Origin of the sequence: Mucilaginibacter lappiensis, from assembly GCF_050433765.1 — a bacterium.
Lineage (GTDB): Bacteria > Bacteroidota > Bacteroidia > Sphingobacteriales > Sphingobacteriaceae > Mucilaginibacter > Mucilaginibacter lappiensis_A.
In genome coordinates, this window is record NZ_JBNPWP010000007.1 from 240,722 (window position 1) to 258,836 (window position 18,115).

19 protein-coding genes are annotated in these 18,115 nt (G+C 42.1%); 16 read left to right on the forward strand and 3 right to left on the reverse strand.

Annotation, left to right across the window (positions count from 1 at the left end; translation table 11 throughout):
• The first annotated feature begins 336 nt into the window (after positions 1-336).
• From M2273_RS21175 to M2273_RS21185, 3 genes are all read left to right on the forward strand, one after another.
• A complete protein-coding gene (locus tag M2273_RS21175) occupies positions 337-1,710 on the forward strand; it encodes an alkaline phosphatase family protein (RefSeq protein WP_429399766.1) in 1,374 nt (457 codons plus the stop codon).
• A 136-nt stretch (positions 1,711-1,846) separates the two neighbouring features.
• Positions 1,847-3,649 (forward strand): cytochrome-c peroxidase, encoded by a 1,803-nt coding sequence (locus tag M2273_RS21180; protein WP_429399767.1) that lies wholly within the window; start codon positions 1,847-1,849, stop codon positions 3,647-3,649.
• A gap of 163 nt (positions 3,650-3,812) precedes the next feature.
• Entirely contained in the window at positions 3,813-4,385 is a 573-nt protein-coding gene (locus M2273_RS21185) for a cytochrome b/b6 domain-containing protein (RefSeq protein ID WP_429399768.1), read from the forward strand.
• A 13-nt stretch (positions 4,386-4,398) separates the two neighbouring features.
• On the opposite strand, the gene M2273_RS21190 is transcribed toward M2273_RS21185, so the two are convergent.
• The gene (locus M2273_RS21190) at positions 4,399-5,160 is read right to left on the reverse strand and encodes a hypothetical protein (protein ID WP_429399769.1); all 762 of its coding nucleotides are present in this window, start codon (positions 5,158-5,160) and stop codon (positions 4,399-4,401) included.
• Positions 5,161-5,359: 199 nt separating this feature from the next.
• Between M2273_RS21190 and M2273_RS21195 the strand changes: the two genes are divergently transcribed.
• Positions 5,360-6,922, forward strand: coding sequence for a M20/M25/M40 family metallo-hydrolase (locus tag M2273_RS21195; RefSeq protein WP_429399770.1), 1,563 nt, complete (start codon positions 5,360-5,362; stop codon positions 6,920-6,922).
• A 215-nt stretch (positions 6,923-7,137) separates the two neighbouring features.
• On the opposite strand, the gene M2273_RS21200 is transcribed toward M2273_RS21195, so the two are convergent.
• Positions 7,138-8,130: a hypothetical protein gene (locus M2273_RS21200; protein ID WP_429399771.1), complete on the reverse strand. Its 993-nt coding sequence runs from the start codon at positions 8,128-8,130 to the stop codon at positions 7,138-7,140.
• Between the two features lie 117 nt (positions 8,131-8,247).
• Between M2273_RS21200 and M2273_RS21205 the strand changes: the two genes are divergently transcribed.
• From M2273_RS21205 to M2273_RS21215, 3 genes are all read left to right on the forward strand, one after another.
• A complete protein-coding gene (locus M2273_RS21205) occupies positions 8,248-8,655 on the forward strand; it encodes a hypothetical protein (protein ID WP_429399772.1) in 408 nt (135 codons plus the stop codon).
• 101 nt (positions 8,656-8,756) lie between these two features.
• Positions 8,757-9,239 (forward strand): hypothetical protein, encoded by a 483-nt coding sequence (locus tag M2273_RS21210; protein WP_429399773.1) that lies wholly within the window; start codon positions 8,757-8,759, stop codon positions 9,237-9,239.
• Positions 9,240-9,357: 118 nt separating this feature from the next.
• A complete protein-coding gene (locus M2273_RS21215) occupies positions 9,358-9,834 on the forward strand; it encodes a DUF1801 domain-containing protein (protein ID WP_429399774.1) in 477 nt (158 codons plus the stop codon).
• Between the two features lie 4 nt (positions 9,835-9,838).
• On the opposite strand, the gene M2273_RS21220 is transcribed toward M2273_RS21215, so the two are convergent.
• Complete coding sequence (locus tag M2273_RS21220; protein ID WP_429399775.1) at positions 9,839-10,249, reverse strand: DUF1801 domain-containing protein; 411 nt, start codon at positions 10,247-10,249, stop codon at positions 9,839-9,841.
• A 348-nt stretch (positions 10,250-10,597) separates the two neighbouring features.
• On the opposite strand from M2273_RS21220, the gene M2273_RS21225 reads away from it, so the two are divergent.
• The 9 genes from M2273_RS21225 (at position 10,598) to M2273_RS21265 (ending at position 18,025) form a co-directional block, all read left to right on the forward strand.
• Complete coding sequence (locus tag M2273_RS21225; RefSeq protein ID WP_429399776.1) at positions 10,598-11,173, forward strand: TerD family protein; 576 nt, start codon at positions 10,598-10,600, stop codon at positions 11,171-11,173.
• 99 nt (positions 11,174-11,272) lie between these two features.
• Positions 11,273-11,941 (forward strand): TerD family protein, encoded by a 669-nt coding sequence (locus tag M2273_RS21230; protein ID WP_429399777.1) that lies wholly within the window; start codon positions 11,273-11,275, stop codon positions 11,939-11,941.
• A gap of 44 nt (positions 11,942-11,985) precedes the next feature.
• Complete coding sequence (locus M2273_RS21235) at positions 11,986-12,744, forward strand: HAD family hydrolase (RefSeq protein ID WP_429399778.1); 759 nt, start codon at positions 11,986-11,988, stop codon at positions 12,742-12,744.
• On the forward strand, positions 12,744-13,589 hold the full coding sequence (locus M2273_RS21240; protein WP_429399779.1) for a phosphoribosyltransferase family protein: 846 nt from the start codon (positions 12,744-12,746) through the stop codon (positions 13,587-13,589). The genes M2273_RS21235 and M2273_RS21240 overlap by 1 nt, the downstream gene beginning before the upstream one ends.
• Positions 13,579-14,133 carry a TerD family protein gene (locus M2273_RS21245; RefSeq protein WP_429399780.1) on the forward strand — a complete coding sequence of 185 codons (555 nt, stop codon included), beginning with the start codon at positions 13,579-13,581 and terminating at the stop codon, positions 14,131-14,133. The genes M2273_RS21240 and M2273_RS21245 overlap by 11 nt, the downstream gene beginning before the upstream one ends.
• 4 nt (positions 14,134-14,137) lie before the next feature.
• Positions 14,138-14,752, forward strand: coding sequence for a TerD family protein (locus M2273_RS21250; protein ID WP_429399781.1), 615 nt, complete (start codon positions 14,138-14,140; stop codon positions 14,750-14,752).
• Positions 14,753-14,828: 76 nt separating this feature from the next.
• Entirely contained in the window at positions 14,829-15,971 is a 1,143-nt protein-coding gene (locus M2273_RS21255) for a toxic anion resistance protein (protein WP_429399782.1), read from the forward strand.
• 275 nt (positions 15,972-16,246) lie between these two features.
• Positions 16,247-17,167, forward strand: a complete 921-nt coding sequence (locus tag M2273_RS21260) for a hypothetical protein (protein WP_429399783.1) — start codon at positions 16,247-16,249, stop codon at positions 17,165-17,167.
• Between the two features lie 36 nt (positions 17,168-17,203).
• Positions 17,204-18,025 (forward strand): TerC family protein, encoded by an 822-nt coding sequence (locus M2273_RS21265; protein ID WP_429399784.1) that lies wholly within the window; start codon positions 17,204-17,206, stop codon positions 18,023-18,025.
• Positions 18,026-18,115 lie beyond the last annotated feature (90 nt).

Sequence of the window (18,115 nt, forward strand, 5' to 3'; positions counted from 1 at the left end):
TTAAGTTTAGCGGGGGTAGGCATGTATTTGAAGGACTTAGTTGAACGATTGCAATGAGCCCGGGAATTAATAACCCCGCCAGTTCAAGCGTCCACGCTTGAACTTATATTAATATAAGCGTCCACGCTTATGTTAGGGTTTAGGCAAATGTAAGCGTAGACGCTTACCCAAGTTATTATTCAAGCGTAGACGCTTGAACAGGCGGAGACTACAGAAACCGGGGACAAGCAATTTACCACCCCCTTAACACAATGATTATCGTAATCTAATATCCTATTAATGCCAAAGGTTGTTTTTTGTGGTTAAAATCTACACAAAAACAAAAACCTTTTTATCATGACAAAAAGCAAATCGCGCTTGTTTAAAACGTGTGTATTACTGGCACCCGCTGCGGGTATCCTGCTTTTATGCACTGCCTATATCGGCTGCAAAAATAAAAATACACCTGTAGCTGAGGGTGATATAAATAAGGTGGGCCACGTGGTGGTTATTTATCTGGAAAATCACAGCTTTGATAATTTGTATGGCCAGTTTGTCGGGGCCGCGGGATTATCGGCCGCTACCGCTGCCAATACAACCCAGGTTGATGTAAACGGAACAACTTACGCCACCTTGCCCGCAATTTCGGGCACTTCTGCCTTTCCTACTAACCTGCCTAACAATTATTTTAATATAGATCAGTATATCCCCTCAGATCATGAAACCCCTGATGTGCTGCACCGCTATTACCAGGAGCAGATACAGATTGACGGTGGCAAGATGGATAAATTTGCCGCATACAATACCTCACAAGGTTTGGCTATGGGCTATTATAAAACCAGTTTATTGCTGCTGTTAACTATGGCTCAAAAATATACCCTGTGCGATAACTTTTTCCACAGCGCCTTTGGCGGTTCTTTTTTAAATCATCAATGGCTTATCGCGGCGGCCAGTCCTGTGTTTCCAAATGCACCGGCCGCTATGGTTGCCAAGTTAGATGGCTCTGGCAATGTAATTACCGATGGCGCGGTTACCCCCGATGGCTATGTGGTAAATACCAGCTATACAGTTAACGCGCCGCACCCCGCAAGTGCCGATGCGGCAACACTGATACCTAACCAAACCATGCCTACCATTGGCGACAGGCTGAGCGATAAAAGCATATCATGGGCCTGGTACTCGGGCGGTTGGGACGATGCCCTTGCCGGGCACCCTGCAGCAACCTTCCAGTTCCATCACCAGCCGTTTGCTTATTTTGCCAAATATGCCGATGGTACCCAGGCCAAAAAAGATCACTTAAAAGATGAGACAAGTTTTGTAGAGGCCGCCAAAAATGGTACGCTGCCAAGTGTGTCGTTTGTAAAACCGCTGGGTATCAATAATGAGCACCCGGGTTATTCAGATGTGGTAACCGGTGAAAGCCATACGGTTGAACTGATAAACGATGTGCTTAACGGGCCAAATGGCAAGGATGCTGTAATCATTATTACTTACGATGAAAACGGTGGTTTCTGGGATCATGTTGCACCGCCGGTAATTGATAAAAAATGGGGTCCGGGCACACGTGTACCAGCCATTATTATTTCGCCGTTTGCTAAAAAGGGATATGTTGATCATACCCAGTATGAAACCCTGAGCATCCTGTCGTTTATCGAAAAAAGATGGAGTCTGCAACCACTTACCGATCGCGACAAAAACGCCAACCCGATGCTGAACGCGTTTGCCTTTTAAGCTTACAGTAAATAAAACAGCATTGTTCCCGGCGGGAATAATTGCCCATAAAATATAAAACAAAGGGACAGCTTTTATGAGCTGTCCCTGTATTTTTTATCCGGCCTTGTATTTGTAAAAGGCCTCTGTATTTTGAATGAGGAAAGTTGCTTTTATATTGATCGTATTAATATCTATTGCCGGTTACACGTTATTTTCAAACGGGCAGGAAAGGCAAACTCCTGAAAAAGTGATAGCACAAACCTTATTGGTACAGGTAAATGATTTTTCGGCGTTTTTAAATAATAAGCTACAGCCGGCTGTGGAAAGTAGCAAACCTAACGAAAAGCAACTGCAGCAATTGTTTTTACAGGCACGCCTCCGCTATAAAAAGCTGGAATGGGCGGCCGAGTATTTTGATCCGGCAACCACAAGGGCGGTAAACGGCGCCCCGGTACCCGAGGTAGAAATGGGCAGCAGGCAGGTGTTTGAACCCGCGGGTTTGCAGGTAATAGAAGGCTACCTGTTCCCTAAATATGATGCCGGCCACAAAAAAGATGTGTTGCAGCAGCTCAGGATACTGCAAAACGGTTGTAACAGGTACAAAACCTATTTTAGCAATATTGATATTTTTGACTGGCAGGTGTTTGATGCCGCCAAGCTGGAAGTGTTCAGGATATTAACACTTGGTATAGCGGGTTTTGATGATCCGCTTACGCAAAAGAGCATGGCCGAAAGCGCCGTGAGCCTGGAAAGCCTTAAAATTGTAATGGGTCACTATGGCGCTGATGACCACCGGGCAACGGACCTGGCGCTGCAACTGGATGCGGCTATTGGTTATCTGAAAAAAAATACAGGTTTTAATGCTTTTAACCGGGCCGAATTTATCACCCGGTTTGGCAACCCCATAACCAGGAGCATTACCCAACTGGAGCAGCGTTTAAAGATCCACGTGATCAGGTATAACCGCTTATTACGCCAGGATGCCGAAACCCTTTTTGACCCTGATGCTTTTGATGTAAATGCCTATACGCCCGATGCCGCATCCGCCGTTACACCTAAAAAAATTGAACTGGGCAAAATGCTGTTCTCAGATCCGGTGCTGTCCGGTACCGGTACAAGGAGCTGCCGTTCCTGCCATCAGCCCGAAAAAGCTTTTACCGACGGGCTTATCAAAAATACCATTATCGGCAGTAAACAACTGCTTAGGCGTAATACCCCTACCTTATTGAACGCGGCCCTGCAACCCTCGCAGTTTTATGATCTTAGGGCAAATACGCTGGAAGACCAGGTAAGTACTGTAGTGCAAAATAAAGACGAAATGCACGGCTCGCTGGCCGATGCCGCCAAACGATTGTGGCAAAATGAAACCTACCGACAACTATTTGCTGCTGCTTATGCTGCAAAAAACCGGACCGCTATTGATACGCTTGAAGTAAGAAACGCCCTTGGTTCTTACGTGCGCAGTTTGACCGCATTAAACAGCCGGTTTGATGCTTATATGCGGGGTAATAAGCTGGCCATGAACCGCGATGAAGTGAACGGGTTTAACCTGTTTATGGGGAAGGCCAAATGCGGAACCTGCCACTATATGCCCCTGTTTAACGGAACCTTGCCGCCTCGTTTTATTAAAATGGAAAGCGAAGTGATAGGTGTACCACCCTATGCAAAGGCACATGTAATTGATGATGACCGGGGCCGGTATGATATTGTGCAAACACCATCATTTAAAAATGCCTTTAAAGTTACCACGGTTCGTAACGCCTCGCGTACGGCGCCATATATGCACAACGGCGTGTTTACAACCCTTGAACAGGTGATGGATTTTTACAACAAAGGCGGTGGTACTGGCCTGGGTATAAAGATGGAGAATCAAACGCTGCCTTTTGATAAGCTTAACCTTACCGCGAAAGAAAGTCATGATATTGTGGCATTCATCAAAAGTTTGGATAGCAAGTAAACATCATTATGCTTGTATCGGGCTTTTACAGTAAACAGCTAACTAATCCACTTTTTTAAAATATTATCTGATAGGCAACGGTTACCATGAAATAAGCGTCATATCTACAGATAATCAGGTGTAGAGGCCCTGCTGATAAGACACAATAACATTTTATTTAATCATGAGAGAAAAAAGGTTCAATCTCGCTCACCGGCTCATTCACTGGGCAATTGCATTTACCGTATTATTTATATTGCTTACTGTTTTTTTACGGATAGGATGGATGAACAAGGATCATATGGGCGAAATTATCCAGCAAAACTTAAATAAGTCGGGTACCCAGATAAATACTAAAGACGCCGCGCTTATAGGTAAAGCGGTAAGGAAACCCATGTGGCGCTGGCACGTTTGGGCCGGTTATACCATGATTGGCCTCTATGTGCTCCGGATAGTGCTTCTTGCCATACAGGGTGTGGCTTATAAAAACCCTTTCTCTAAGCAAACATCCCCTAAAGATAAATTTAAAGGTTGGGTATATATTGTTTTCTATACGCTGCTTGCCGTATCGCTGCTTACCGGTTTTATGGTACAAAACGGTCCTGAAAACCTGAAACATAATATGGCCGCTGTTCACGTACAATCGATTTATTATGTGGTGATCTTCATTATATTACATATAGGCGGGGTGCTGATTGCTGATGCCGGCGCGGAAAGAGGAATTATTTCTAAAATAATAAGCGGCGATAAAAGCTGACAGTAATCAGCATCTAATTAGTTTCAATTTTAAAACTCTGCATCACTTCTGTAATATCATTAAAATTGGGTTTTATAAAGCCAATGTTGGGGTTATCCAGATCATGGATCACGTTAAGGATGATCACGCTGATCACTACAAAGGTTATGGGAATAATGTGCACATGGTTGTCATAAAACTTTTCGACAAAGCCTATCAGAAAACCAATAAACATGGAGAATAGCACCAGTATCAGCAGGATCATTTGGGGTATGGTTTCGTTATAAGAGTGCATCAGGCGATAATAAATGGACTCCATTCTGTCGGTTTTGGCCAGTAATTTGATGATGCTTTCCCTGGCTTGCGGTTTTTGCGCTATGTATTGATACATCTCCCGGTCAAGCGAGTCGTCAAGTTTATCTATTTTCCTTATCCTGTTACTAACCTCTATACTGCTGTATCCAAACGGTGTTTTGATGATCTTATAAAGGTCGGCATAATGTGCCTTAACCCTTGCATGAAGCCCCGGTTCGTAGGTAGTGGATATCCGCAACACTTCAGACATATCGTCGGCAATGGTATGGATCATGGCATTTCTTTCACTGGCATGATTGCCCGATTGTACCAGCGTAAAGGATATCAATAGCGCATAAAACCCCATTAGCCCGCTTTCGAGCCCGGTAGGTTTCCATTGATGCTTCTTTTTCAGCGACCGGATAGCTGTTCGTCGGCCTATAAACATACTGCTGAACAGCAATATAGGGTAAACAATAAGGTAGAAAATAAAAGATGACATAGGCGCAGGAAATGATTAATAATTAAATATATCAAGAAAGCAGCATAATCTATAACTATTATTAGCCCCTTCCGCGCTGCAAACATCCCGCTTACTGTGGTTTTGCAATAGGCCCATATAGTCATCAGCCCAAACATTACTTGTAATTACCACAACAATAATTTAGCTTTAAAAATATTGTTGCATTAATTAAACCACTATGAAGCACCTTACCTTAAAATCATTATTTGCCGTGTGCATGTTAAGCAGTACAAGCCTGTTTGCACAGCAGGAGGTTGTTGATACTGCTGTTTTCAGCAGGATCAGGAACGCGGAACTGAAAGATTCGCACATACCCCATATCGCGCATTATCTTACGGATGTTTCGGGGCCACGACTTACCGGTTCGCCGGGTTTTAAAAGGGCCGCTGAGTGGGCGGTTGAAACCATGAAAAAATGGGGACTGGTTAATGCCACTCTGGAGCCCTGGGGCCAGTTTGGTAAAAACTGGGAGATACAGGATTTTAGCGTGATGATGAAAGTGCCATACGCGCAACCCGTAATGGCTTACCCCGACCCATGGAGTTCCAATACCAATGGCCTGCAGCAAGCCCCGGTGATATTACTTACACAGGCGCAATCAAGGGATACTACCTACATAAGCCAGCATTTGAATGATTTTAAGGGCAAATTTATTTTAGTAGCAGGAGGGCCAATAAACACTGCCGACAACTTTAAACCCTCGGCCAAACGCCTCACAGATGCTGAACTTGCCGATATGAAGGACACTTATATGGTTAACCATGACCTGATAGTGCAATTTTTGGCGTCCTTTAAAATGTTAAACAAGGTGAGTATATTGTTTAAACAGTCTGGTGCTATCGGGATCATAAATACGGGCAGGGCCAATATTAACGGAACTGTTTTTGTACAGGCGCGTTCGGGTTATAAGCTTACTAACCCCGAAAGTGTGCCTTCGGTAAGTATGGCATTGGAGGATGCTTTAAAAATAAAAAGACTGATAGAATCGGGCCACCCGGTAGAGATAGCGCTAAACATCAACGGAAAGCTTTCTACCGAAGATAACAAAGGCTATAATGTTGTTGCCGAGATACCCGGGACTGACCGTAAATTAAAATCGCAGCTGGTAATGTTGGGCGGACATTTGGATTCATGGTCGGCCGCTACCGGCGCTACCGACAACGCTGCAGGTTGTATTGTGATGATGGAAGCAGTTCGCTTGCTTGATTCATTGGGTTTAAAACCAAAACGTACCATACGCATTGCCTTATGGAGCGGCGAAGAGCAGGGTGTTTACGGTTCATACAATTATGCAAAAAACCATTTTATGGATGCCGAAAAAGGTACCGTGAAAGCGGAGCAGGCCAAAGTATCGGCTTATTTTAATTTAGATAACGGTACGGGTAAGATCAGGGGGATATTTGCACAAAACAATACAGCCATGAAACCCATATTTGAGCAATGGTTTGCGCCGTTCCATGATCTGGGAGCCAGTACGGTTACACTGAAAAACACAGGTTCTACAGATCATCTGTCGTTTGATTGGGCGGGGATACCCGGCTTTCAGTTCATACAGGATCCTATTGATTATGAAACCAGAACGCACCACAGCAATATGGATAGCTATGACCACCTGCAAATTGACGACCTTAAACAGGCCGCGATTATTGTAGCATCGTTTGTATATCAAACAAGCATAAGGCCCGATCTTTTGCCAAGGAAACCATTGGTTAAAGAAACATTTGCCTTTGATGGGTTGTAGATAACGAGCGGTTAAATAAACGATAAAGCCCCTGTACATCTACAGGTGCTTTATCGTTTAGCTAACCGCCAGTTCAAGCGTCCTTCGCTTGAACTTATACCAGTGTAAGCGTCCACGCTTACACAAATAATTATTAAAAAAGGTAAGCGTGGACGCTTACATCAACAATTATTCAAGCGGAGGACGCTTGAACAGGCAGAAACCTGAACTGGCCCCTACTTCAACTTTGCTGTCATATCAAAATGTTCAACTGTTTTTATACCGTTTGGGGCTTCGTTAAAAGCGGAGTATAGTACGTATTTTTTGTCTTTATCTATTCCCGGCAAAGTTTTATCTATTACTTTTTTGATCGCCTCGTTTTCGTGCTTTATGGCTGTAGTATCTTTTAATTTTATGGACGACAGGTAATAGATCATTGGGAAATCTCCCTCAGGAGTGGTTTGATTAGATATCCTGATAATGCGTGGATGAGTGGCAACCTGTGTAATAACTAACGGGAATTTGTAATGTTCAATGGTTGACTTCAATAGCTTGTCATATAAATCCCTTGTCGCACCGAGATGATCATAGATCCATACATCGCTTGGGCGGTTACAGTATATAGCCGATTCAACCGTGTTTAATGCATCTATCAAATAGCCTTTATCATAATACGCCTTAGCTTGCTCGAGAAGTTCAGGACCGGTTTTGCCATTTATAGTGTATCGGCTTACCTCAAGGTTACTAAGCTTCCATCCATAATCATATTTGCAGTAAATAGCGGTGATCATATCTTTATTGGCACCTTCCTTCGGAATAAAAAATGCCATGTACATTTGGTGGGTTGTACCGATATAATTTAATGTATAGCTGTTAATGCCTTTGGTGCCTGTTTTTATGGTATCATTATTTTTATAACGGTTTATTACATAATACTCATCAAGCAGGCTATAGCTGGCGGCTTTAACCCTGTTGCTTACCAGTTCAACTTTCCTCCCTTTGCCTGGTTCATCAATAAACTCTTTCGACATGATGTATTCCAACTGTTTTTCATTATTAACTTTCAGTTGTTTAAACAGTTCATCGTTAAGCCGGTGGAATTTTTCCCGATCGCTTTTGGCTATGTTTTCATTCTTCCAGCTCCCCGGTTGTTCAGGCTCGCAGCTTGGTAAAGTAAAAATGACCAGTAAAAGGCCAAGCAGTTTTGTTACGGATGGGTTATATTTCATCGTTAGCGTTAAAGTATTAGGTGGGTACGATGATAACAATTTGCTGGCATTCTGCAAAAAAAATATTGTAGCATTTGTATAGTTACCAACGTATCATTTTTATAAACCTTAATGTTCATGAAAAAGCTATTACTCATAAGTATTTTGGCCGTTTTGATAGGCTGTAAAAAAGATGCCGAAAACAACGCTGGTCTTAATGGTAGCTGGGAGTATAGGGGCGCCGCCTGCTATTGCGTGGCAGCAGCCGACACCAGTGCCAACAAACCAGGTAACGGGAATATTTTAAGTTTTACAAATAGTGACTATAAGCGCTATACCAAAGGCGTATTGGAAAAAAGCGGTACTTATACTATTATAAAGGCTACGGCAGCAAACAAACAAATTGCAAGCCGCATTATTTATGATGGTGATACCACATCGGGCATTGTATATTTCAGGATCGATTCCTCAAAACTGACGCTTTTTGGATCGATACCCCTTGCAGCAGACGGGCCGGAATATTACTATGAGCGGATAAAACTATGAAATAATTTACCGTTTAAGTATACATTATTAACTTTTAGTAGTATTATTTTCTTTAAATGTTTACATTCCCCTCTTTATGCACATTCTAAACCCAGATAGGTATGGCAAAAGAAGATCGAGTGGACCTGTTAAAACTTATTTCCCCATTTTCTGACGAAGTACAGAACAAGGCGCTGTGGTTGCGTGATTTTGTATGGAGCCAGTACCCTCAAGCTAACGAGCTTATCTTTGATAATCATGATAACATTATTTTAGGATGGTCGCCTACAGAAAAGGTAGGGCATGCTTCTTGTGTCATCGCGTTAGACAGAACGAATAACAACATATACTTTGGGTTTTATGACGGAGCCGCGCTTGCCGATCCCGAAAAATTGTTGACAGGTAATGGTAAGCGGTACAGGTATATCCAGATTGAGGATATAAATGATTTTCCCAAAGCCTATATCACCCAGCTTTTAAAAGATGCGTGGATCAATTCGCTGAGAAAGGTTAATGATTACAAACAGATTGTGAATGGAAAAACCGTAGTCAAATCTATTTTGGCTTCCTTAGGGGCAATGCTCGAAACAATAGTACAGTTGTAACCATTTACCGCCACCTGATGTTCTGAAATGTGCGACAATAGCGTTTTGCATAAAGTTTGGTACATTAACTTCCTGATATTTGTTGTGCGCATATTAAATTGGTAATTTTAGTACTCATATGCCAAAGGAAGAAAAAGCCGATCTTTTAAAATTTCTGGCTCCATTTGCTGCAGATGTGCAGGAAATGGCATTATGGCTGCGTGATTTTGTGTGGGATCAGTATCCGCAAGCCAATGAGCTCATTTACGATAATTATAACGCTGTTGCTTTTGGCTGGTCGCCTACAGAAAAAGTAGGTCATATCTTTTGTTCCATTGCCGTTGGCCGTACGAGTAACAATGTACATTTCGGGTTTTACTGGGGTGCCGAGCTCGCTGATCCCGAAAAATTGCTGATAGGCAACGGTAACCAGTACAGGTATATCCTGGTACACAATACAGCCGATTTCCCCAAAGCATATATCACCCAACTTGTACAGGAAGCTTGGATCAACTCCCTTAAAAAGGTTAAAGATCCCCGGCAAATTGTGCAGGGTAAAACTATTACCAAATCTGTTTCGGCTGTAAAACGGGAAAAGAAACCAAAAGGTGCATAAAGCTTTATTTTTCTACCAGCGCCAGCCAATCCTTTATAACCTTCCTTATCCCGGCCCCCTTGCTTTTCAGGTCATCCATACTTTTTATATATATAAGCCGGCGGCCGTCTGCATAATCACCCTCCAATAAGCCCGACGTGTCATTAACCTTAGCGCCGCTCGGGAAAACCAGTAGGATGCGTTTGTGCAGGTTCATCACAATGATGTGCCTTTTGTACTCTTTAGGGTTAAAGGGTTTCATTTCGCCGGTATACAGAAAGCTTGGCGCGTTCCATTTTATTTCCTCGCCAATTTCAGGATCGGTGCTCAGTATGATCTGTCTGATGGCTTCAACAATTCCGGCAACCGGGGCATCCAGGTTTTGAATGTACCCGGTAACCAGTTCGGCATTTGACTGAGGTAATTGCTTTGCCATAATTTATTTGCAGGTTTTATACAAATGTGTTGAATATCAGGTAATAATAAAAGCGGTCCTACCCAAATCCTTCTTCGGAAGCTACATATTTTATTTAGATGTAAAGAACACTTTTATATCCAAAAAACGGGTAAATACGATAGCCGGAAGGGAGAGGCTTAACAGCAATCAAAAAGTCTCCCCTACTGGGGGAGATTTAGAGGGGGCTCTTCCTTCATTTTTATTTCATATATCGCAATCAAAAAACATATATCTTAGTTTAATATTTCGGGCCGCAATTAAGGCAAATACACATGTATTTCCGTAACATTATAGCGGTTTGCATGTCTTTATATAAACATTTTTAACATGGCTATTAATCTTCAAAAAGGACAAAAAATAGATATCGGACTGTCTAAAATGACAGTTGGTTTGGGCTGGAACCCAAACGAAGGCACAGGTTATGATTTTGACCTGGATGTATCGGCTATCATGATTGATGCCAACCGGTTTGTACCCGAAGACGAGTTCTTCGTTTTTTATAACAATGTTGATTCGCCTGATACCGCGGTACACCATACCGGCGATGATCCTTCAGGCGGCAACAGCGATGGCGGTGATGATGAATCCATTAATATTGATTTGACCAAAGTTGACCCTAAAATTCAGGAGATCCTGTTTGTAGTTACCATACATGAGGCACAGCCGCGCAGGCAAAACTTTGGCCAGGTGCGTGATTCTTACATCCGTATTATTGATGACCTTACCGGCAGCGAAGTGTGCAAATATGAATTGGGCGAAGATTTCTCTATTGAAACCGCTATTGAGTTTGGCCGTTTATACAGGCGCAGCGGTGCCTGGAAGTTTGAGGCTTCGGGTGTAGGATATAAGGAAGACCTTGCCTTCTTTTTAAGTAAATATTTTAAAGGACAGATCATTAAATAATCAAAAGCCCCACCCAAACCCTCCCCGGAAGGGAGGGCTTTTAAAAAAAGTCTCCCCTACAGGCGGAGGTTTAGAGGGGGCTTATTAAATAATAATATAATGGCAATAAATTTAGTAAAAGGTCAAACTATTGACCTTCGTAAAAACGACCAGGGCGAAAGCTTCGATCTGTCGTCTGTTACCATTGGTTTAGGCTGGGATGTAAAACAAAATGGCGGCGGCGGTTTTTTAGGCAAGCTATTTAGCGGTGGCGATGAGGTTGAGTATGACCTTGATGCCATAGCTTTTTTGTTAGATAAAAATGGCCGCGTGGCCGATAGGGGGCGTACATTTGAAAAACCCAATGGCAATAAGGTAAGTCTATATGAGGGCGATGTGATCTACTTCAACTCTATGAAACACCCGTCGGGCCACATATGGCTTACCGGCGATAACCGCACCGGAGCAGGAGATGGCGACGACGAGCAGATCATCGTGAAGCTGGACTCGCTCGACCCAAAATTCGACCGGATACTTTTCATTGTTGCAATATACCAGGGCCGCAAAAATGGCCAGCATTTTGGTATGGTCGAAAACGCATTCATCCGTGCGGTTGATAACCGGGGCAAGGAAATAGCGAAGTTCAGTCTTTCGGGCGATTCAACTTACAACGGTATGTGTTCCATGACATTTGCCGAAGTATACCGAAAAGAGGGTACCTGGAAATTTCGCGCTCTTGGCGAACCGCACACAACCGATAATTTTTTAGAAATACTTAAACAGTATTAAGTAGTGGCGTGGTGCGGGTTGCGGGGCTTAAATGGTATGCCTTTATGTCCCCCGCAACCCGACCCTCGCACCACACAACTCGAACCTCGCAACCCGCACCACGAACCATGTCCTACCTGCACTATTCCTTTGATCTTTGGCTTACACTGATAAAATCTAACCCGGGTTTTAAAGCGGAACGTACCCGGATATTTCACCGGGATTTTAATCCCGCTCATAAAAGTATAGAGGAGGTGGCAAAGGCTTTCAGGCTGGTTGACCTCATGTGTAACGCGGTTAATGAAAGTACCGGGAAAAACATCGATGCGGACGAGATGTACCTGATGGTGGTCAGTTTGATCAATGATAATCAGCTGAATTTGAATGATATTGATGCGGGTAAACTTTATGCAGATATGGAGGCGCTGGTGTTTAACTACCTGCCGGTAGTATACTCGCCTGTAACAATTGAGGTGCTGGACCGTCTAAAACAAAAAGGCGGCAGTACGTTTAGTATATTAAGCAACACCGGCTTTATTAAAGGAGCAACATTAAAAAAGATACTGGCGGAATTAAAGATGGAAAAATACTTTGATTTTCAGCTGTACTCTGATGAGGTGGGAATGTCAAAACCAAACCCGGCCTTGTTTAACCTGATGCTTCAATATATTAAACAGATCAATAAAGAAAAAGATATAACTTTAAGCAGCATTATTCATATAGGCGATAACCCTAAGGCTGATGTGGAAGGTGCAAACGCGGCAGGCATAAAAAGTTTGCTTATCAACTCAAACAACCAATCCATTTTTACATTATTAAGCTAATGAACGCTACCTGGTCATTACATCATATTAATAACGCGCAGGCATTTGGGTTTAACCCCGATGATTATAGCCGCTTTAAGTTTGGCGATGATGCTGTTGCAAAACAATTTGGTACCCAACTGGCAGATGGTTTTATTCATCAACATTTGTGTGTAAATCCTGTTGAACAGCAAATTGTGGTGATATCAAGCCCGTATTCGTTTATCCCTACGGCTACCTTTGCCATGAAAACCTGGTTTGTTTGCCGGCTTAACCGCTGGCTGGCCCAGCATAGCTATCCCGTTGTACAGGAAACAAAGGTACACCGCACCATAACCTATAAAGAAGATTATGGCGAACTGGATGCCGAACAAAGGATAAATCTGATTGGTAACGACTCGTTTCATATTGATAAGGATTTTCTGCAAAACAAAACGCTGGTGTTTTTGGATGATATAAAAATTACCGGCAGCCATGAACGTATGATCATGAAAATGGTGAATGCCTATGGTTTAGGTAATGATATATTTATGCTTTACTTTGCCGAGCTTACCAATAAAAGTATCCATCCAAATATCGAGAACCACTTAAATTATCACCAGGTAAAATCAATTTTTGATCTGGATGGCATTATAAAAAGCGGTAGCTTTATTATCAATACACGTATAGTAAAGTATATTTTAAATTACGATTTTGATAGTTTTTGTATTTTTATACAGGATCAAACGTATGATTTTATCAACCTGTTATACGATATGGCCCTGGGTAACGGTTATCATACTATTGAGGCTTATACCCAAAACCTAAATTTTATAAAAGAAAACCTATTTTTAAACAATCATAAATTAATTCAACATGGCAATTAACTTGCAAAAAGGTCAGCGGGAAAACATTAATGCTCCTAAATTTACCATCGGCCTGGGATGGGATACCAATACATCTTCAACAGGCAGTGCATTTGACCTGGACGCGTCTGTTTTTATACTGGGCGATAATAAAAAATTAGTATCTGACGAGAACTTTGTTTTTTACAACAACCTGAAATCGCCTGATGGCGCGGTTGAACATACCGGCGATAACCTAACCGGCGCCGGTGATGGCGATGATGAGCAAATAAAAGTCGACTTGTCAAAGGCCGATGCAAAGGTGTCAGAAATATGCATCGTGGTAACTATTCACGAAGCGGAGGCCCGCAAACAAAATTTTGGCCAGGTACGCAATTCCTTTATCAGGATATTTGATGCGGCTACCAATACCGATATTTTAAAATACGAGCTGGAAGAGGATTTTTCGATAGAAACGGCTGTTGAGTTTGGCCGGATCTACAAAAAAGATAACAATTGGAAGTTTGAAGCAGTAGGCGTAGGCATGAAAGGCGGCCTGCAGGATTATTTAACCAAATACCAATAAAACTATGGCAATCAATCTTCAAAAGGGACAACGTATAAGTCTCGAAAAAAGTAATGGCAGTAAATTACAAAGTGTTTGCGTAGGTATAAACTGGGGCGCTATTGAAAAGAAGGGCCTGTTTGGTTTTGGCGCTACTAAAGAAGCTGTTGACCTTGATGCCAGCTGCGCCTTATATGATGATAATAAGCAGCTGATTGATGTGGTTTACTTCGGTCACCTGAAATCAAAAGATGGTGCTGTTAAACATAGCGGCGACGACTTAACCGGCGACATGGCTGGTGACGACGGGTTGGATAATGAAGTGATCACGGTTGATTTTGCGGGTCTTGGAAGTAACATAAGTTATGTGGCCTTTGTGCTTAACAGCTTCCGCGGGCAGGATTTTGCATCTATCCCGTTTGCGTCTATTCGTATTTATGAGGGCTCGCCTAAACAGGTGAATGAAGTATTTGCTACCTATGATATTGCAAACAGCAGCGGTTTTGCGGGCCATGTATCTATGGTGATGGGCGTATTTTATAAAAAGAATGGCGAATGGAAATTTAATGCCATTGGCGAGCCCACTAAAGACAGAAAATTAGAAGAAACAGTTAAAACTGTTACTCAAAACTATTTATAATAATAACAGGCACCGGGATATGGATATGGTTATCCGGTGCCCATTAAAATAATAATTGTATTTCAATAATTGAATTATGGAAAGCGCACCAGGCAATAACGAGCTAAATATAACACCGGTTAATCTGGATATTAATCCGGCTCCTTCTACCAATACTCCGGCAAAACTGCTGGACAAGGAAGGCAATGTAGACCTTACAAACATTTCATCGGCCGAGGTACAAAAATACAGCGAAACAGCTAAGGCCCTCGACCCTAAGGATGTTAACTCCATCCTGAACTATGGTACCGATGTACAGGCTTCCATGGAGAAGTACAGTAATAATTTCCTGACATCGGTACGTACTTACAACTCTGGCGAGGTTGGTTTGCTCATCAATGATCTGCTTACCGAACTGAATTATATTGATGTGGATGAGTTGAACCAAAGCGCGTTCACTTCATTTATATCGCATATACCTTTTGTTAAAAAGTTGGTATTTGATACTAAAAAACTGTTTCAAAAGTATGACACGGTAATTAACAACATTGATAAAATTACCAATAAGATAAAGGCCGGTCGGGTTAACTCGCTTAAAGATAACAGCTCATTGCAAACCATGTTTGATAGCAATGTAAGCTACATTCACCAGATGGAAGAGCTGATCATATCGGGCCAGTTAAAATATAATGAGCTTAATGAGCAGCTGGCACAAATGGATGCCAACCCAACAGCTTATAACGATTATGAAATTGCCGATCTGCGCGATTTTGTGAACCGCCTGGATAAACGCCTTGCCGATTTAAAAGTGGTACGTTTTATCATGATGCAGTCGCTTGCGCAAATACGCATAGTGCAAAGCAACAATACCACCATTGCCGAAAAAGCGCAGTCTATTGTATCAACCACCATCCCGGTTTGGAAAAACCAGCTGACCATAGCCGTTGCCCTAAACAGGCAAAAGGAAAATGTGGAGATGCAGAAAAAGATATCAGATACTACCAACACCATTTTGCAAAAGAACGCCGAGCTGCTGAAACAAAACAGTATTGACGTTGCTCGCGAAAATGAGAAAACTGTAGTATCATTAGATACCCTGAAAAAAACAACCGCATCCCTTATCGAAACCCTTACCGAGGTAAAACGCATCCATGATGAAGGTACTGCCAACCGCAAAACCCTCAACACCGAGCTGCAAAACCTGGAAGTGGAATTGAAAAAGACGGTAACAAACGGGTAAGGGCCTCACCCAACCCTCTCCAAAGGAGAGGGCTTTAAAGCACTTTTTAAAAGTCTCCCCCTTTGGGGGAGATTTAGAGGGGGCTTCGTGCTCCGCAATGACATATTTAATATGGTTGTCATATAATAAGACTGTCATACCTCAACAAGCTCTTGGCGGTAAGCCCCCTTTGTTATTTATCACCTATAATTTTGTAAATTTGCATTTAATCAAAAAGTCGAGGTCGCCCGTTGATGGATGAAAACCGGTTAAATATTTTAAATCAGTCAAACCGAATGCTCAGTAAGCTGCAATTGCTTTCTGTTTTTTTTGGCGACGATGTTATTTATAAAATATATCTGCGCAGCCAGGTTATCCATAAGTTGTTTGAAACAAATCCTGAGCTCGATGTAAATAAGCTCGATCTGTTTCACCTGCAGTTCACCCAAAGCCTTATTGACCTGCTCCGGAAAATTAAAAAGAACAACGAGAGTAATATTAGCCTGGTGTTTGATGAAATACAGATCAATAAGGAACTGATTGATAAGCTGAATGACCCATTTTACACCGAGGCCAATTTTAACCTCGAAAAACAAAGGCAGGCGCTAAAGGTCAATCTTTCGTTACGTAAATTGTTCCAGGTACTATCTGATAATTTAACGGATAACCCGCTTTCAAAAAATATCAACGCTTTTAGCTCCAGGTTTGCTGCCGACTTTTTTTATACCATAACACCGGAGCTGCTGGACGAACTCACCGCTTATAATAACAAAGATGTTTATACTGACGAGTATGCTACCATTCAGCGAAAACTGATGGGCGTGCTGTGTAAATATGATTTTAAAGCCGAGTTTTATTGCGGATTAAAATCGGGCAATCAAATTATTGAAGTGTATAAGTTTATGAATGCCGACCGGTATTTTCTTTACTCTCCATCAGACAGTCTGTTTGTATTTTTGGATGTAGCTAAAATTGCGAACATCGATTTTTCAACTAATTTGTCGAAAAAGGAAAAGCTGATGCATGAGCTAAAAGATAAGAATGATAAGCTGGAAGGCAATGCCGCGGCCATGAAATCATTTATGCCGCCCGAAATTAAAAACCTGCTGGCCGACGATTATAAAAAAATATCTGACATTAATTTCCTGGAGAATATCAGTAATATAGATGTGCAAGCCAATATTTTAAAAAGCATGCTCAATACCGATTTAATTTAGTTTATTTAACCCGACATTAATTCCTTACCTGTTAATATGGATTTCTTACACACAATTTTAGGGCCCGATTTAAAAGCGGGCGTGCTCATTATTTTAAATTTAATAGTGATTGAGAGTTTATTGTCAGTTGATAATGCCGCGGTGCTGGCCACCATGGTGCTTGACTTGCCTCCGCATCAACGTAAAAAAGCCCTCAGGTACGGTATCATCGGCGCTTATGTATTACGTGGTGTCTGTTTGTTTTTAGCAGCCTGGCTGGTAAAAATATGGTGGCTAAAACCTATTGGGGGCTTATACCTGCTATACCTTGCTTTCGACTATTTTAAAGGTAAAATTCAGGCTGCTAATGGCGATGGAGGAGAGGAATCGGTTGACAAGAATAAAAACTGGCTTTATCGCTCTACAGTAGGGGTATTCGGTGTTTTTTGGTCTACCGTTGCTTTGGTGGAACTGATGGACCTGGCCTTTTCTATCGATAACGTATTCGCGGCAGTAGCTTTTACTGATCATATCGTTTTAATTTACATAGGTGTATTTATAGGCATACTGGCCATGCGTTTTGTAGCCCAGACCTTTGTTAGGCTGATGGAAAAATTTACCTTTTTAGAGACTGTTGCTTTTGTAGTGATCGGTGTTTTAGGTATTAAATTATCGTCTTCAATATATGTGCATTTTTACCCGGAGGCACCTGTTTCCAAAATGCTGGAGAGTGAGAAGACTGATATAGTTACCTCTATATTTACGGTGTCCTTATTCATTATTCCGGTATTAACTTCCTGGTTGTTTAACTTTCCCAAAAGGCACACCATCAACCCCGAAGTAGCCGAAGCTGCGGAAGATGTATTGGATAAACAATAAGGTTAAAACTGAAAGGTAAAAGGCGAAAGGTAAAACCAGGCCCGTGCGATTCCCCTGTTGAGAGGGGTGGAGGGGTGTGTTTATAAAACA

Excerpts from the sequence above, each read along its gene's own strand:
- M2273_RS21175 (WP_429399766.1), top strand. The coding sequence starts at position 337 with ATGACAAAAAGCAAATCGCGCTTGTTTAAAACGTGTGTATTACTGGCA.
- M2273_RS21180 (WP_429399767.1), top strand. The coding sequence starts at position 1,847 with ATGAGGAAAGTTGCTTTTATATTGATCGTATTAATATCTATTGCCGGT.
- M2273_RS21185 (WP_429399768.1), top strand. The coding sequence starts at position 3,813 with ATGAGAGAAAAAAGGTTCAATCTCGCTCACCGGCTCATTCACTGGGCA.
- M2273_RS21190 (WP_429399769.1), bottom strand. The coding sequence starts at position 5,160 with ATGTCATCTTTTATTTTCTACCTTATTGTTTACCCTATATTGCTGTTC.
- M2273_RS21195 (WP_429399770.1), top strand. The coding sequence starts at position 5,360 with ATGAAGCACCTTACCTTAAAATCATTATTTGCCGTGTGCATGTTAAGC.
- M2273_RS21200 (WP_429399771.1), bottom strand. The coding sequence starts at position 8,130 with ATGAAATATAACCCATCCGTAACAAAACTGCTTGGCCTTTTACTGGTC.
- M2273_RS21205 (WP_429399772.1), top strand. The coding sequence starts at position 8,248 with ATGAAAAAGCTATTACTCATAAGTATTTTGGCCGTTTTGATAGGCTGT.
- M2273_RS21210 (WP_429399773.1), top strand. The coding sequence starts at position 8,757 with ATGGCAAAAGAAGATCGAGTGGACCTGTTAAAACTTATTTCCCCATTT.
- M2273_RS21215 (WP_429399774.1), top strand. The coding sequence starts at position 9,358 with ATGCCAAAGGAAGAAAAAGCCGATCTTTTAAAATTTCTGGCTCCATTT.
- M2273_RS21220 (WP_429399775.1), bottom strand. The coding sequence starts at position 10,249 with ATGGCAAAGCAATTACCTCAGTCAAATGCCGAACTGGTTACCGGGTAC.
- M2273_RS21225 (WP_429399776.1), top strand. The coding sequence starts at position 10,598 with ATGGCTATTAATCTTCAAAAAGGACAAAAAATAGATATCGGACTGTCT.
- M2273_RS21230 (WP_429399777.1), top strand. The coding sequence starts at position 11,273 with ATGGCAATAAATTTAGTAAAAGGTCAAACTATTGACCTTCGTAAAAAC.
- M2273_RS21235 (WP_429399778.1), top strand. The coding sequence starts at position 11,986 with ATGTCCCCCGCAACCCGACCCTCGCACCACACAACTCGAACCTCGCAA.
- M2273_RS21240 (WP_429399779.1), top strand. The coding sequence starts at position 12,744 with ATGAACGCTACCTGGTCATTACATCATATTAATAACGCGCAGGCATTT.
- M2273_RS21245 (WP_429399780.1), top strand. The coding sequence starts at position 13,579 with ATGGCAATTAACTTGCAAAAAGGTCAGCGGGAAAACATTAATGCTCCT.
- M2273_RS21250 (WP_429399781.1), top strand. The coding sequence starts at position 14,138 with ATGGCAATCAATCTTCAAAAGGGACAACGTATAAGTCTCGAAAAAAGT.
- M2273_RS21255 (WP_429399782.1), top strand. The coding sequence starts at position 14,829 with ATGGAAAGCGCACCAGGCAATAACGAGCTAAATATAACACCGGTTAAT.
- M2273_RS21260 (WP_429399783.1), top strand. The coding sequence starts at position 16,247 with ATGCTCAGTAAGCTGCAATTGCTTTCTGTTTTTTTTGGCGACGATGTT.
- M2273_RS21265 (WP_429399784.1), top strand. The coding sequence starts at position 17,204 with ATGGATTTCTTACACACAATTTTAGGGCCCGATTTAAAAGCGGGCGTG.